Raw genomic sequence first — 15,882 nt, 5'->3', positions numbered from 1 at the left:
TGATTTCCTTTCGCGTACTATGTGACACTCGTTTTTCTGATAACATACCAGTAAAGCATGACACCAAGGGGAATTGCGAGAAGAGTGAGCAGTTTCGCAGGTGTTTCTTTCATGAAATTGCGATTGCCGGAAGTCAGGCTGCTGGACACATAATGGATAGACTGCCTGAATTTAAAAAGTGAACTAGCGAACGGCAGCTTCATTAGCTCCTTACGATAAAAAGCAAACCCCTTTGGGTTCTTGCGGTACTGCTTCAGCATGTTCATTGAAGAGCCGTCCAGTAAATACTCCACGCAGCAAAGCACTTCATTCATAAGAAGCAATTCATACTGCTCGTCTAACTTATAGTACTTGTAGGCTAAGCCGACGTATTTTTCATTTTCGAAAATGGGATAAGGGTACTCCCGTGTAAGTGCTGTTCGATAAACCAGCTTTTTATCCCCAGTTACGCCATGTTTGCTGTATAGCTGAAATAGTGTTGAACGCTTCATATTCTCCGGCAGCTTCGTGCCGATAATACGGCCATCTGTAAAAGAATCAAGTCCAACGATTCCACTTACATGCTCGCTACCGTGTATTTCCCAAAAAGCGTTGATTTGTTCCACGGCACCATCCGGCATATAATCATCGGAATCAATGCATACGTTTAACTCTGTATCAATTAACCTGTAAGCTGTATTATGGGCGCCGTGCATCCCTTGATTTTCCTGGCGGTGATATCGAATTTGGATCTCATTCTCCGAAATCCAACCTGCCACTACTTGTTCCGTATTATCCGTCGAGCCATCGTCTATGATCAGCCAAACGAAATCTTTGGATGTTTGTCGCTTAAGACTTTCGTAACAAACATGCAGACAATAAGCTCTATTATATGTAGGTGTAAACACAGTAAGTTTCTTCATCCAATCACCTCAATACGCCTAAATAAAACCCTTCCGTCCAGGATGCGCTGTTCTTAATGTCGTATCCATTGTTCGATAAAGAGAACGAGGGGATATGCCTCGGTAAATTTCTTGCGATAACACTATTTATCCGCTCTATCCAAACCGACTTGTTTTCGAGCGATATCCGCTCTACCAATTGAATGCCCATATCCACCTCCTGGGTAATCTCATCGGATATAAGACAAGGCAAACCGGCCCCTTGCGCTTCAATGAGTGTAACAGGTAAACCTTCATGTAAAGAGGGAAATACAAACATATCAAAAGCTTGGAGTAAACGGGTAATGTCACTTCGTACGCCTAGGAACTTTACCTTATCCTGTATATGCAAAGCTTCTACTTTCTTTTCGATCTCTGCACGCAGCGGTCCATCACCTGCTAAGATAAGGACAGCATTCGGTTTCTCTTGATGCAGCTGTGCAAAAATATCAATAAGAAACGAATGATTTTTCTGATGCGCAAACCTTCCTACATGCCCTAAAACATAACTCTCCGAAGAAAGCCCCAACTCTTGCCTAACTTGCTCTCTAACCTCAGGAGAGAAGGCAAACTTCTCACTCTCAATCCCATTTTTTAAAATCATCGCTTTATTCACCTTGTTGGCAAATAACCATTTTGCCGCTTTATTCGAGCATGCTACAAAATGAGTTGCACAAGAGGATATAAATGTTCCAGCGACCCACTTGTAGGCTCTCGCGGCAACTCCACCTTCACTACTTGTATTGTGGCTGTGAGCAATCCGAACAGGCGCGCCTGCTTTCTTCGCGGCCCGCAAGACGAAACCACTCATTTTGTCCATATGAGCATGCACAATTTGGTATTGGGGATGTGTCTCAAAGAACTGCTCCAGAGCTTGCATATATTTCGTATGACCTATATCCGATACATACGGAATGCGATGAATTCTTCCACCCATTTCTTCGATTTCAGCATCGAAAACGCCAGGTTTGTTGGTAAGAAAATCAAATTGAACCTTGGATCGATCCATATTACGATATAAATTCATGAGCAGGGTCTCCGCTCCACCACGATTCATATTGACGACGACTTGCAAAATCCTTATTGGATCGCCCACATGACATCCACCTTTTCGTTCATGTATAGGGAATAAATACTTCTTTTCTCATTTAGCACAGTTTGAATGGCATATCTGATCTCAACCATATTTCTACCGTGCTGGCCTAGCTTTGATCGAATTTCTTTATTCTGAGCTAACTCCTTGATCTTCATTGCCATTGCCTCATAATCATTGGGCTCTACAATCCAGCCATTGTTATCATTACGTACCAGCTCTCTATGTCCTCTATTGCTGCTAGCAACTACTGGGAGAGCACAAGCCATAGCCTCCATCATATTTACAGGCAGCCCTTCACGCAGGCTTGATGCAACGGCAACATCGCACATTGGCAGAATGAGGTGAATATCATCTCGATACCCCAGAAAATCAACTTGATGTTCCACACCTAACTCTCTAGCGAGATTACGGCACTGCTCTTGTAGCGGCCCCTCGCCTGCAAGCAACAATTTGGTATTCGGGACATCGTTTTTGATCAAGGCTAAAGCCTGAATAAGCATTTGCTGGTTCTTATTCTGATTAAACTCTGCGGCATAAAAAAGGAGGATGTCCTCTGAATGGTAACCAGCTTTTACTTTCAACTCATACTTATGTAAATCATTTATGGGATGGAATCGAACGGTATCTACGCCTACACCATGCACATGCTCTATTCGACCTGCTCTGAAACGGCGATCAACGGCCAGTTGATAATCTTCTTCATTAATCGTTATAAGACAATCCGTCAAATAAGAAAGAATCTTTTCAAGTGGATAATAAACCATCCAGTTTAGGCGTGAAGCTCCCTTGCAAAAATGAAACCCATGAGCGGTGTAGATCACTTTTGTCCCACTCTTGCGTGCTTCCCGCGCTGCTAAACGTGCGAGCACACCACCCATTGGCGTATGGCAGTGAATGATGTCATACTTATTTTCATCTATAATTGACTTTAACTCTCCATAGGCTTTAAGGTTTTTTAATTTAAAAGGGGACCTTTGGATGGCAATATTAAACTTTGCATCCACATAAGGAAGGTCCATATTACCGCTAGCGGCAACATGGACCTCCCACCCCTGCTCCTTAAACCACTTCATGTAAGGTAAATGAAATGCTTTAAAATGATAATCAACAGTGGCGCATAACAGCACTTTTTTAGACATCTGTATCCCCTACTTAATTAATTCTTTCTCCAGAACGGAAGAAAGATATTTGAGTAAATCGAATCTTAAATCCTCACGTTGCAAGGCGTAATTGATCGTGGTTTGTATAAAACCCAATTTCTCACCCACATCGAACCGTTCACCGTCAAATTCATAAGCATAAACCGATTCGAGGGCATTTAACGCCTCAATGGCATCCGTAAGCTGTATTTCCCCTCCGGCGCCTGGCTTTTGGTCATTCAAAATATCAAAAATTCGTGCTGTCAAAATATAACGCCCCATGATGGCAAGATTAGACGGAGCCTCTTCTTTCCTAGGTTTCTCCACCAAATGATTGATGCTAAATAGCTGCTTTTCAATTTGTCTTCCATCCACAATGCCGTAGCGGGATACTTCATCGTCAGAAACGTGCTTGACACCAATGATAGAGGAATGGCGATACTCATATTGATCCATCATTTGCTTCAGACACGGCTTATCCGCACGAACAATGTCATCTCCTAACAACACAGCGAATGGTTCGTCGCCTATGAACTTTCGTGCACACCAGATCGCGTGCCCCAGGCCTCTAGGCTCTTTTTGGCGGATATAATGAATATCTACTTTGGACGACTTCTGAACTTCGGTCAATAAGTCAAACTTTTGTTTTTCAAATAAATTTTGTTCAAGTTCAAAGGAATTATCAAAGTGATCTTCAATCGCTCTTTTCCCTTTACCCGTCACAATAATGATATCTTCAATTCCCGATTCCACTGCTTCTTCTACGATATACTGAATGGTCGGCTTGTCGACAATGGGAAGCATTTCTTTAGGCATAGCCTTCGTTGCAGGCAGGAATCTTGTGCCTAGACCGGCAGCTGGAATAATGGCTTTACGTACTTTCATGGATTCAAAACTCCTCTTCAAACAATTGAGATTAATTTTTTCGGAATTGGTATGACATGACTATTGGCTAGGTTCAATAATTGAGTTCTTAGGCTTTCTTTATCTAGTGTGGTGTAGGTGGATATCATTTCCTTTATTTCTTCCATATACAATTCCGATGTTTTCCCGATATAAATCTTCGGATAGACCTGTTTTTCATTGATCTCATCGCTATTTAACAACTCTTCAAACAGCTTCTCGCCCGGCCTCATACCCGTAAATTCAATGCCTATATCTTCTAGCGAGTTTCCTGAAAGCTTGATCAGGTTTTTGGCCAAATCAACAATCTTCACGGGTTCTCCCATATCAAGGACAAATATCTCCCCGCCTCTGGCTAACGCACCTGCTTGAATGACTAGCCGGGAGGCTTCTGGAATCGTCATAAAGTAGCGGATCATATCAGGATGAGTGACAGAGACGGGACCGCCTTTTACAATCTGCTGTTTAAAACGAGGAATGACGCTGCCACGGCTTCCCAGCACATTGCCGAAACGAACCGCCACGAATTTCGTGTTACTGTTTCGATCCATATCCTGAATAATCATCTCGGCCATTCTTTTGGTGGCGCCCATGACACTGGTTGGATTCACAGCTTTATCCGTAGAGATCATGACGAACGTATCTACCGCACTTTGGCTTGCCGCAATGGCTACATTCATCGTACCTATCACATTGTTTTTAAGTGCCTCTTCAGGGTTTCTTTCCATTAAAGGCACATGTTTATGAGCAGCGGCATGATAAACGACGTCCGGATGATACTTGTTCATGATCGACATCATCTTCTTAACATCCTGGATATCTGCGATTTCCGTAAAGAGCTCTATGGATGTAGACTCGTATAAGTCCTTTAATTCCATTTCGATGGAATAGATACTGTTTTCACCATGGCCTAACAAAACCAGCTTCTGAGGAGTAAACTTCGCGACCTGACGGCAAATTTCAGAACCAATCGAACCACCCGCGCCGGTTACCAATACCACTTTATTCGTGACATATCCTGAAATACTATCTATATCCAAATCGATAGGATCTCGGCCTAATAAGTCTTCTACCTGCACATCCATGAAGTGATTTACCGAAAGTTTTCCGGATACCAGATCTTCTAACTTGGGGAGAGTTTGCGTCTTCGCGTTGGTTTTTGTGCATTCCTGGAAGATAAGGTTTAAGTCTTTTTTGCTGAGGGATGGGATTGCAATGATGATGTTATCGATATTTAGCTCTTTAACCGCGCGTTCTATTTGATCAATTCCCCCAATAACAGGAATCCCCAAAATATCAAGATTGTGAATTTTCACATTATCATCAATGAAACCTACAGGAAACATTTCGGTATCGTTGTTTTTGATCAACTGTCTGACCACCATGGTTCCAGCTGACCCAGCGCCCACAATCAGTGTTCTTTTCTTAACAACTGACTTCTTAATGTATGTATTCCGAATGATTCGCCAACAGAAACGTGAACCTCCAATAAGAATCATATGCAGCATCCATGTCACCGCAAGTAACCGAAAGTAAATATCATGAATAATTAACTGCTGAACACAAGCGACGGTAATTAACGAGTAGGTAGTAGCTTTTATAATAAAAATGAGTTCCCCAATACTCGCATGTTCCCAAGCTTTCTTATACAGCTTATACACGAAAGAAAATACATGATGGCTAAGTAGTAAGGTGATGGAGCTAACAACCAAAGGCAACGTGATTACGTCTAGACTTGCACTCAATAAAAAACGGCTAAAGAAAATGGAGGTGATAACGATAAAGGAGTCAATGAAGACTAATAAAGATAATCTTTGTCGATATGACAAATGAATGCACCCTCTCACTAAAGTTCTTAAGTATAAGGCCTTTGTGTAAAAAGACCATATAATTAAATCCTTTAATCTTATTAGGGCATCTAACCCCACCTCGCACCACACTTTTGACGACTCGCGTCTAAGGTCGATTCAACCCACAGCATGGCCGAGTGCCTCCGTTGATAACGGTTAGGAGGCATCACCGAAGTAAATTTAATGTTAGCTACTCGTGTGACATCTGATCTAATACACCCACCTTGAGGTGTTCCATATAAAGAACAAAAAGTTTTACCTAATCCTTAAAGGTTTTATAAAGAACATTATAATTGTCATTTGTTCTTTATAAAGAACTAACGTGTAGAATTCAACGCTTAAAACAGATTGCCATTTCTCTTAGCTCAATTGTAGTTCTTTATAAAGAACGTGTCAACGAAAAATATTCTAAGACCTACTATTATTACTTTGAGCTGGAACTATTTCATTTAAAACATATATTTCTTGTAAACGTGATAAATACTAATTCGGATGTTGCTAACTTAACAACTACTTTCCGTTAAAATATTACGTGCTAACTGCGATAACCCCATTAATCCTATATTAAAAACATGACTGTGAACGTTCATTAGGAGCTACGGCATCAGTTCCACTTCAACTATTAAAAATTAAAGCAAAATAGACGAATCTCAGTGAATCCGCCTATTAAATCTTTAAATTATTTTGGTCTTTTAGAATTTAAGAAAATCACTAAATCGTATTATTATTTTCCTGCCCAACTTTCTTCTCAAACATGCTTTTAGGTAAACGCTTCACTTTCATATTTTTATTAAATAGTAACTTTCCCAATATCATTGAGGGTTTTTCGACTAACGTATACATAATACTCGAAACAATTATTGTTAAAAAAAACGCAATCAAACAAATAGCCCATACTGAAATTGTTCTATGCAGTGCATGCACACAAGCATATAAAATAATTACATGTATCAAGTAAAAACTATAGGATACTTTACCTAAATGATTTATTACTTTATTTCTTAAAATTCTCGAGAATAATGATGAACTCATTGCTGTTATAATTAGTATTGCTGCTCCAAACGTTACCGCCCATGAATCAATAACAGTTCTGTAAAAAAGGTCAATATTGTGAAAAATGAACATCTTAATAGCAAATGAAGGATGTAAGTAGGCATACATCATCAATCCTAGTACAAATAGTAAAACTTTATGTTTCACACTAAAACCCATGAATTTATTCTGAATAAATTCCCTATGTCTAGCGAGTAATGCACCGAATATAAACATACCAGTATAATTAATAGTAGCTACTAATTCTGTTCCAGTAGCAGTAGAAACATCATATTTAAAAAGGGTAAATAGAATTACACTAGCTAAACTAAATGATAGAGCTAAGCCAATTCCTTTTTTCCAACTTAACTTTATTAAAATGTACATTAAAATTGGAAAAATTATTGAAATTCTCATTTCATGAACAAGTGACCATACAACGGGATCTAAATTACTCAGAAAAGTGCCGATTAATATTAGATGTTCTTTTAGTAACTGACTACTAATGGGTAAGTTCCAAAACGAATTAAAATAACCACTAAGGCCATAAATCTTCCCATGATAAAATAACTCTTTACAAATTATCGCTCCAATCATAGCAACTATATAAGGGATATAAATCCTAAAGACACGTTTTACTATAAAAGGAAGATAGTTTGATTGCTTATTATTATAATATGGTAGTGATAATACAAACCCACTTAGAACAAAAAATAATATAACGGCTTCTCCACCAGAGATAAATATTCTTAATGGACTATATTCAATTAGGAATTTTATTGTTTGGTCAAATGAAAAAATTCCGTAAAAATGAAGCATCATTACAGCTAATGCAGCTAAACCCCTTAGAGAATCTAATTCATCATATCGACTATGCATACAACCCTCCTTAAATCCTTTATAAAGAACAATGTATTCTTTTTAAAGAATATCAGATCGATTGTTTTTTTACAAGTATAAAAAATACACTATTAGCACGAGTTAAAGTTACGTCTACCCGTCGCACATAAAATAGCCCCGATTGACTCGAGGCTTGAGGATCTCTTTATTTAGATAGATTGTTTTCCATTTTCATCACTTTTGTTTTTTGATGATTATAATTAAATCTTTCTAAAATATTCATTATCATAGCTCTTACAACATTAGTTCGTACTTCAGTTATTCTTGAAAACATGAAAGCAATTGTGCACATTAAGGCTATGATTAATATTTCAATTAGTACAGATAATAAGTTTGGTTGTAATCCGTTAAAACCATTTTTAGATGCCCAATAATAAACAAAATTAATAATGGGATAATGAATTAAATAAAGACTAAATGAAAAACTAGCTACCAACTTTGAGGTTTTTTCAAACCATTTATTTTTATTTTCAGTCTTTGCTTTCTGTGCTGCAGTACCATGTATAAGTATGTAAATTAGAAGACCTAAGGATAGCCCTATAAAAAAATCTATAATAAATAAGTTATTTGTATGGTGTTCAACAAATAGTCTTCCATTGTTTATCAGCGGTCTCATGAACATTGCCAAACAAACAAGCAAGAATGATGTCGTCATAATAAATTTATTCTTTGCTCTTGAGGTAGCTGGCAAAAGTAAAACGAGCATTCCCACCAACCATATTAAGAAATAATAACTCATTCGTTGCCCAATTAAGAAAATGACAGTTAGAGCAGTAAATAGGTACGCAACTTTCAAGATTTTCTTCTGATTTCGAAGTAGCAAAATAATAATAGGAAATAGCATGTAATACCAAAACTCATAACCCAGACTCCATAATGGCCCATTTGACCCATAATTACCGACATAAATATTTTGTAAATAGAATAGGTTCCCAACAAATTCCTTAATGTTGGTGTAGTTATCACTGTACTTACTATAATCAAAATAATAACTAGCTAGTTTATCGGCAATGAGTGTTAAACATAAAGCTGGAATTAATACTACGTATAGTCTTGACAGTCGATTAACAAGGTATGATTTCCAAGACCATTTATTGTCAACGATTGATTTTAAAACAGATCTCGATATAAACAATCCACTAAGAACAAAAAAAACTATAACTGATGGTCCTCCAAGTAAGTTAAGAAGATAGAGTAATTTAATAATTACGGTGGGGTTCTGTAAATATCCATAGCCTAGGAATAGTCTAGATCCCAGATGTTCCATCAATACTAAAATCGCAGCTAACCCTCGTAAAAAATCCAAATAAATAGATACTCTTCCCTCTAATAGGCTATTAGCCTTTAAGAAATTATTATAAAGTTTATTCACACTTTCACCTCTGCTATTTAATATTTCATATTGCGATGAGAGTTTAAATGACTTATTTATATCTATAAGAACCTCCAACATTCTTAATGAAGAATGAATCATTACATTCTCTCTATTATTTGCAATCAACTCCCCTGAGTTTAGTTCTTTATTAAGAACATGTCAATAAGAATTTGAGTTGTTCAGCCCATTGTGACTCTAAATTGGAACTATTTTATCTGGTAAATCATACACTACTAGAAAAGTAGAAAGAGGTGATCGGTAGTGATAAAAGCTAATCTTGGAGACCTGGATGACGTTAACTTAACGGCCAATCTCCCTACTAACAATGATGTCCTGACATATGACAGTACTCAATCCAGTTGGATTCCAAAGAAACCTACTACAAGTGGTGCTGTTTCTAATCCATTTGTCATTGATTTAAACAGATGGAACATAAAAAATGATGGCACTGAGTCCGCTGCTACGACAAAAGGTATTAACGACGCACTTAGCTGGGCAAAATCCCAAAATATTACTCATTGCACATTGCCAAGTGGTACTTATACTTTAAAAATTGACAGCACCTCCTTCACTTGTATTCTTATGCAAAGCGATATGCATTTCGAAATGTCTGCTGGTTGTATTATACAATTGGAAGCGAATTCATCACCTTGGTATAGGATCTTCAGTTTAAAAGGCGTAACAAATGGAAGAATTTCTGGTGGAACACTTGTAGGTGACAAGAAAACACACATATACCAACTAAGCGTAAAGTTTGTAAGAGGAGGAGTTAATGCCGACGGCTCACTAAACAATAATGCTAACTCCATCCGCAGCGAGATCGTGGACAGGTATAGTAATCCCGGGTTATTAAAAGCATTCAGGCTTTGGAGTATCAGTGGAGTAACAGCCTCAGGCTATAGCTTCTATCAATACAAAGATACGGTATCCAATAGTACGTTAGTTGGGTCCAGAACGAACGGACAATTCGCTCCCGCAGCCCCAACAGGACGTGGGTGGTTTGCAGAAATTGAGAATGCTAACAAAATGGTATTTGCCATCGACATTACTTCAAGCCCTCTAAGTGACGCACAGATTACACAAATTAATGCAAAAGTTGATTCCCAAAACTACACTCATGAATGGGGACATGGTATTGAACTTGCCGGCTCTAACAATATTGAAATCGATCATGTAGATATCAGTAATTGCACTGGAGATGCAATCTTTACTTCCTGGCTAGAATACAAACTTAACCCTACTGATTACACCCAAGAACAAATGGGATCCAATATCTATATTCATGACTGTGATCTCAATCACTGCAGGAGACAGGGAATTTCTAATGCTGGCTCAACTGATGTAACGATTATGAACAATAAAATCCATCATATTGGTAAAGCTGATGATGGCGTAACTGAAGATGGAACCGCCCCCATGTTCGGCATCGACATCGAGTCAATGTGGTCAGAAACAAACATACCAACATGGCGACCCGAGCTTAATCAAACTGGTTTAGAACTCAACACTAGAATTTATATTAGAGACAACTATATATCTAATAATAGCCGCGGGCACTTCGTGAATGCGGATGGTATTAATGTAGTTCTAGAGAATAACACATTTGAAGGTTACAATGTTGGCGGAATCAGTTCATACCCGAACAACATGTACGTAAAATATCTCAACAATACAATAATTAATTGTGAACTTGTCGTCAAAGGCGACAATTTTGTAAATGGAGCAATTTGTTATAACGGTAATATTAAAATCGCTGATATTACAGGAGCAATAATTTCAAATTGTCAGGTAAAAAATGGCCTTTTCTACGGCTCAAGTGTATATGGATATTTTGGCACTCCCACGGTCGATGTTCCTTCAAGCACGTTCACTTATAGTACGCCGCACGGAATGGGAAATGGTGCAAAGATTTCTTTTGAACAGTGGGTTGGTAAAGTCCCTACTGGCATCAGTGTGGATAAACTCTACTACACTGTAAATGTTAAAACAAATAGTTTTCAAGTATCAGAAACACTAAACGGTGCTCCTGTGGCGATAACAGACAGTGGGATAACTGGGTTCAACATAAGCAGATTTAATTACGGCAGATGTTATATCTCAGATATTGTTGTGGAACGGGATTGGAGAAACGACAATACGTTATCCCCCAATTTCCAATTGATTCTGACAGGTGGAATCATTAGAAATGTTACTGTTAAAAACTATGAAATTGATGTTCGCCCACTTGCTAATTACGTAGGTAGACCCATACAGATAGATGGGATTACCCTTATTGAAGGTGGAGCTAACTTTGAAGGGTGTAATTTAATCAATAGTTCCTTTACCAGAAGTAAAACCGGAATTCTTGGTGGAGATATTTCTCTGGGAACGAATGATGCGCGCTATACAAGAAAATTAGTTGTCGATAACTGTACATTTCAAAATGTAGGAATAAACTTTAATGGAAACGTAACAAACAATCGCAGCACTTTTATCACTTCAAGTATCAGTAAAGCTGATAATGTCAACATGGCTGTCATCAGTACTAGCTATCTTGAAGATACAAAACTCAATTTCCACTGGCTCACACGTGATAAATCCATGACAATCGCAAGATGCATTTTCAAAAATGTAACAGCAGACACTAACTCGAATACTAGAATGATCGATAACATTAGCCTCTAATTGCAATCTGAAAAGGGAAGATTGGGAAATCCCTGTCTTCCCTTTTCATTTGTTTAATTGTTATCGTTAATATCGTTGGCTTTTAAACTAAAATTTGCATTTTCCAAAATATTACCGTCAATTGTGAATGCAGGTGCACCAACTCCAGCATATATCGTAGATATCCCAATCGCTTCGATATTGGAGGTGATTTTATTACTTCTAATCAATGCCGATAAAATATCGTATGGCTTGTCTTTTTGCCAGTAATCATTCATTTTAATAATTTCTGTTGTTTTTGTAGTAATCCCATTCGCAACGATCACGTTATTTTCAATTGTGACCTTTTTAGCTGAATCTACAGAAATGGCAGCTGTATTTCCAGTCGTATAAAATGTTGAATTCGTAACTGTAAGATCCAAGTTCGGGTTCCCAGCACTGATTCCGCCATATCCAGTGAATGAGCAATTATTGAATACATATTCTCCAGACTGCCCTACACTTGGTACTGCTTTCCCTCCATCATTAGGCCCTTTAAATACACAATTGTTGTAAGTCCCCGGCGGCAAATCCAATCCGTAGGTTGAATTGTAATCATTTACTATTAGATTATCAATAATATTTCCTTCAACCTTGCCACCTGAAACTGATCTTAATGAGGGTGCTCCATTGATTGTGATGTTAGTCAAATGAACAGGATTTTGCCATATCGATAAACCTGCATTTGCAGTCCTTTTGGTTATATTAATAACTACATCTGAAGCGTTTACACCAAATGGAACTGAGCTGCTGATAGCAAAGTTCGTATTTGTTACAGTCATCCCTTTAATATTGATATTGGGGCCTTCAAAATGCGTTAGTGAATCAGTCATCGTATTTCCAATAAACGTCACATCATGAGCTGCATAAATACTTGTACCTTCAAAATTATTATTTTTTATTGTAGCACCTGTAAACGGAGCTGACACTGCTAAGCCAATCGCTCCAACAGAAGCTAACTGATTAGCTTCTAGCGTCCCATCATGACCATCGTAGAAAATAACATCATATCTGCTATTTTTGTAGAACTGATTATTTTTGATCGAAATGTTTTCATTGATAAAGCCATTATCACCCGCTCCTCCTTCCACATCGATTCCTGCCATAGGAGCAGTACCGTCTTTGCCTCCAATGTCATGAAAGCTATTGCCCTGTACCAGAACATTTTTACCGCCATTAATGGTCAATCCTTGTCTGCGGTTAAAAGAAGATTCCGAATTCTGAACAGTAACATTAGTCGATTGAACCCTGTTCCATATTTCTAGATATTGTCCTTTTTGAATAGTCCCTTTAAAAGCAAGCCTTATGGAGTCGCTCCCAGGAGGAATAGAAATATACTCTCCTTGACTTTGTTGTTTTGCTTTAGATAAGAACGTACCATCAGCCTTGTAAAAGTAAATATCAAACTCATTTGAAAGATACTGCGCATTGTCAATAATAACAGCGTGTGTTAACTCATACGAAGGATGCGTAAGTTTCCAACTCAACTTGCTTCTGACCTTTGTCTGATCAGGTATAAGTTTTCCGTTGTCGTCAATCCCTCCAGCTTCAAAATCCTTCGCATACAAATCCTGCATAGTACCACTTCCGCCGCCTACACAAAGCCCGTCTCCTGTAAAGTTTAGTGTCTTTACACCATCGATCATTACATTAAAAGAACCTTTAGTTAATATTCCGTATCCATTTTCGTGAGTTCCGCCGCTTGAATAATTATGTGTCTCCCTGTCGCCAATATAAGTGCCGCCCTTGATAGTTACGTTCTTGACTCCTACATCAACAAGTAATGTAGAGTATGCTGCATATCCATTTGTTTCTTTTTGAATAATGGCTTTTTCGTCAAGCCAAAATGTCATGTCACTGACCATGTTGATGCGTCCGCGAGGGTCCCATTGTCCATTGGTTCCTTTCGCTATGCGATACGTTCCTGCGGGAACTTTGAAAACAGTATATCCTTGCTCATGGGCCCATGTAAGTGCATTATTTATTCCGTCTGTTGTTTCAGCTGCATGAGAATTATCGTTGTAGATATTCCACTTTTTTAAATCCAACTCATACACACGCTCTTGATTAGACACAGAAAACGTGGTCTGTGCTTCTGAAGCACCAGGCCACGTTAAGAAGAAAAGCATAAAAGCTGACAATGCCATAAAAACAACCCTACGCATTTTAAAATTTCACTCCTTATAAGATTATCTTAAACCCAAAACTGTTATTAAGAATCCTTGAAGCGGTGTTTAACTAATTTTCATTATTTACAAACTAAGATAATTTATAACCCCCTCTGTTTTTATAGAAATAGAAACGACACAAAGCGACTTACTTCTTCTATTATACAAAGATTTGGAAATAATCAGGAAGTTCAATTAAGTCTAAATTTTGAAATATTCTTTATTAAGAACAATAATACAGCAGTATCTAGTAAGTTAATAAGTTTCAGTTCTACCTTTAGGCATAAATTTTTGCTGCAATCTAGATATTATACTTTTGACTATTCCCATTAAATATTTAAACTCATCACTTTTATGAAATAGGAGTATGTAAATCAAGTTAGGCAGGATCAAACACGTAAGCCCCTTCATCAATAGCGTTATAATCGTATCTGCAACAAATAAATGAGATACGTAGTACGTGACCAGGCAAGTGCCAACTCCTACTCCTGCATAGTAAAAATAACTAATAAAATATTCAATTAATGGCTTTTGGAATACTTTCTTATATACAAAATATGGTGTCGTCCAGAAAGGAACAATCATTGCACTTATTAACGTACCGATAAATACACCAGCAATCCCAATGGATTGAACCAAAATGATAGAGAATACAAGATTAACCGCAGCTTGAAACAATGGAACATACCTGTCCTCATGAAATATTCCCGCGGTTGTTTTCACTGTTGTGATTGAGTTTCTCATTCCTCTTTCATAAAAGGTAACCACTAATACAATTAATATCAATTTATCCATAAGAAACTCTGGGCCGATCCATAAGGTTATAAATGGTTCTAGAGTTACAAATAGAATAATTGCAAACATGGAATATAACCAGAAATTAAGAAACATCGTAACCTTGTATACAGAATATACTTTCTCTTTGCTTTCTTTAGCCACTAAATTTCCTACACTATGATAAATATTATTAAATATTTGATTAATAAAAGTTCTGCAAATTTCAATAAGCATGTAATAATTGGAGTATAACCCAACAGCCGCCACACTTACATAATAAGAAATAATAATATTATCAGTACCAAATACTAGGTAGGAACCAATGTTTTGCAAGATAATAGCCTTTATATTTTTGATCAGTTTACTCTTGGTCAAAGCATCGATGTTCTTTGCTATTTTCTCCTTTAAAAACGGGAATAACTTATTAGCAATTATCGATAAAATAACATTGTTTATGATTGTTATGATACTATCAATAATTAAATACAATAAAAAGTTTTTAGTCGCATAAAGAATGCCAATTTTCAAACACATGGATAGAATGGATGATATTGAAAACAATCCTGTCACAATATATCCTTTTTGATTCACATTCAGGAAAGAATTTTTATGTTGAAATAAATAAGGCGTAACCGTATTCACTAAAAAAACGAGATAGATCAGATGAATATGCTCAACCTTTGTATCTTTTACAAAATATGAAAGGAAAGGCATTATAGATAGCCCTAACATTAAGACAATTAATGCTATGACTAGATACGCCTTTTTATATAATTTCATAAGCATTATGATCTTTTCTTTATCATTATCCGCGACAGGCTTATAAAGATTATAAATAATGCTGGATCCTATTCCTGCCTCAGCTAGAGAGAGCATCGCTAAAATATTTGTAAACAGACCGTTTATACCTAAATATTCTACCCCTAGTGTGTGGATAAAAACAGTTCGTGAGAAAAAGCTTAGGAAAGTAATAATAAGTTGGTTACCTACTCCTACAGAGATGTTGATTATTGAATTTTTTGTTCTCATACCACAAATCC

The 15,882-nt window shown here is 37.3% G+C and carries 10 protein-coding genes; 1 reads left to right on the top strand and 9 read right to left on the bottom strand.

Going from position 1 to position 15,882, the window contains the following annotated elements; all coding sequences use genetic code 11:
• Positions 1–17: 17 nt before the first annotated feature.
• From GON05_RS04205 to GON05_RS04175, 7 genes are all read right to left on the bottom strand, one after another.
• Positions 18–902: a glycosyltransferase family 2 protein gene (locus GON05_RS04205; RefSeq protein ID WP_157317943.1), complete on the bottom strand. Its 885-nt coding sequence runs from the start codon at positions 900–902 to the stop codon at positions 18–20.
• A 4-nt stretch (positions 903–906) separates the two neighbouring features.
• On the bottom strand, positions 907–2,016 hold the full coding sequence (locus GON05_RS04200; RefSeq protein ID WP_181646634.1) for a glycosyltransferase family 1 protein: 1,110 nt from the start codon (positions 2,014–2,016) through the stop codon (positions 907–909).
• A complete protein-coding gene (locus GON05_RS04195) occupies positions 2,001–3,155 on the bottom strand; it encodes a glycosyltransferase family 4 protein (RefSeq protein ID WP_157317942.1) in 1,155 nt (384 codons plus the stop codon). The genes GON05_RS04200 and GON05_RS04195 overlap by 16 nt, the downstream gene beginning before the upstream one ends.
• A gap of 9 nt (positions 3,156–3,164) precedes the next feature.
• Positions 3,165–4,040 (bottom strand): UTP--glucose-1-phosphate uridylyltransferase GalU, encoded by an 876-nt coding sequence (gene galU / locus GON05_RS04190; protein ID WP_157317941.1) that lies wholly within the window; start codon positions 4,038–4,040, stop codon positions 3,165–3,167.
• Positions 4,041–4,057: 17 nt separating this feature from the next.
• Complete coding sequence (locus GON05_RS04185) at positions 4,058–5,887, bottom strand: polysaccharide biosynthesis protein (RefSeq protein WP_157317940.1); 1,830 nt, start codon at positions 5,885–5,887, stop codon at positions 4,058–4,060.
• Between the two features lie 732 nt (positions 5,888–6,619).
• A complete protein-coding gene (locus tag GON05_RS04180; RefSeq protein WP_157317939.1) occupies positions 6,620–7,819 on the bottom strand; it encodes an acyltransferase family protein in 1,200 nt (399 codons plus the stop codon).
• Between the two features lie 166 nt (positions 7,820–7,985).
• Entirely contained in the window at positions 7,986–9,293 is a 1,308-nt protein-coding gene (locus GON05_RS04175) for an acyltransferase family protein (protein ID WP_157317938.1), read from the bottom strand.
• A 183-nt stretch (positions 9,294–9,476) separates the two neighbouring features.
• Between GON05_RS04175 and GON05_RS04170 the strand changes: the two genes are divergently transcribed.
• Positions 9,477–11,879, top strand: a complete 2,403-nt coding sequence (locus GON05_RS04170; RefSeq protein ID WP_181646632.1) for a right-handed parallel beta-helix repeat-containing protein — start codon at positions 9,477–9,479, stop codon at positions 11,877–11,879.
• Positions 11,880–11,932: 53 nt separating this feature from the next.
• On the opposite strand, the gene GON05_RS04165 is transcribed toward GON05_RS04170, so the two are convergent.
• Both GON05_RS04165 and GON05_RS04160 read right to left on the bottom strand, forming a co-directional pair.
• On the bottom strand, positions 11,933–14,062 hold the full coding sequence (locus tag GON05_RS04165; RefSeq protein ID WP_157317937.1) for a right-handed parallel beta-helix repeat-containing protein: 2,130 nt from the start codon (positions 14,060–14,062) through the stop codon (positions 11,933–11,935).
• A gap of 258 nt (positions 14,063–14,320) precedes the next feature.
• Entirely contained in the window at positions 14,321–15,871 is a 1,551-nt protein-coding gene (locus tag GON05_RS04160; RefSeq protein ID WP_157317936.1) for a lipopolysaccharide biosynthesis protein, read from the bottom strand.
• Between the last annotated feature and the right edge of the window lie 11 nt (positions 15,872–15,882).

Source organism: Paenibacillus anseongensis (genome assembly GCF_009757995.1).
GTDB lineage: Bacteria > Bacillota > Bacilli > Paenibacillales > NBRC-103111 > Paenibacillus_E > Paenibacillus_E chondroitinus.
Note: the sequence above shows the minus strand (reverse complement) of the source record. Positions and strands in the feature narration are given on the sequence as shown.

Coding starts and splice junctions, on each gene's coding strand:
- GON05_RS04205 (WP_157317943.1), bottom strand. CDS start 902: ATGAAGAAACTTACTGTGTTTACACCTACATATAATAGAGCTTATTGT.
- GON05_RS04195 (WP_157317942.1), bottom strand. CDS start 3,155: ATGTCTAAAAAAGTGCTGTTATGCGCCACTGTTGATTATCATTTTAAA.
- galU (WP_157317941.1), bottom strand. CDS start 4,040: ATGAAAGTACGTAAAGCCATTATTCCAGCTGCCGGTCTAGGCACAAGA.
- GON05_RS04180 (WP_157317939.1), bottom strand. CDS start 7,819: ATGCATAGTCGATATGATGAATTAGATTCTCTAAGGGGTTTAGCTGCA.
- GON05_RS04175 (WP_157317938.1), bottom strand. CDS start 9,293: ATGTTGGAGGTTCTTATAGATATAAATAAGTCATTTAAACTCTCATCG.
- GON05_RS04165 (WP_157317937.1), bottom strand. CDS start 14,062: ATGCGTAGGGTTGTTTTTATGGCATTGTCAGCTTTTATGCTTTTCTTC.
- GON05_RS04160 (WP_157317936.1), bottom strand. CDS start 15,871: ATGAGAACAAAAAATTCAATAATCAACATCTCTGTAGGAGTAGGTAAC.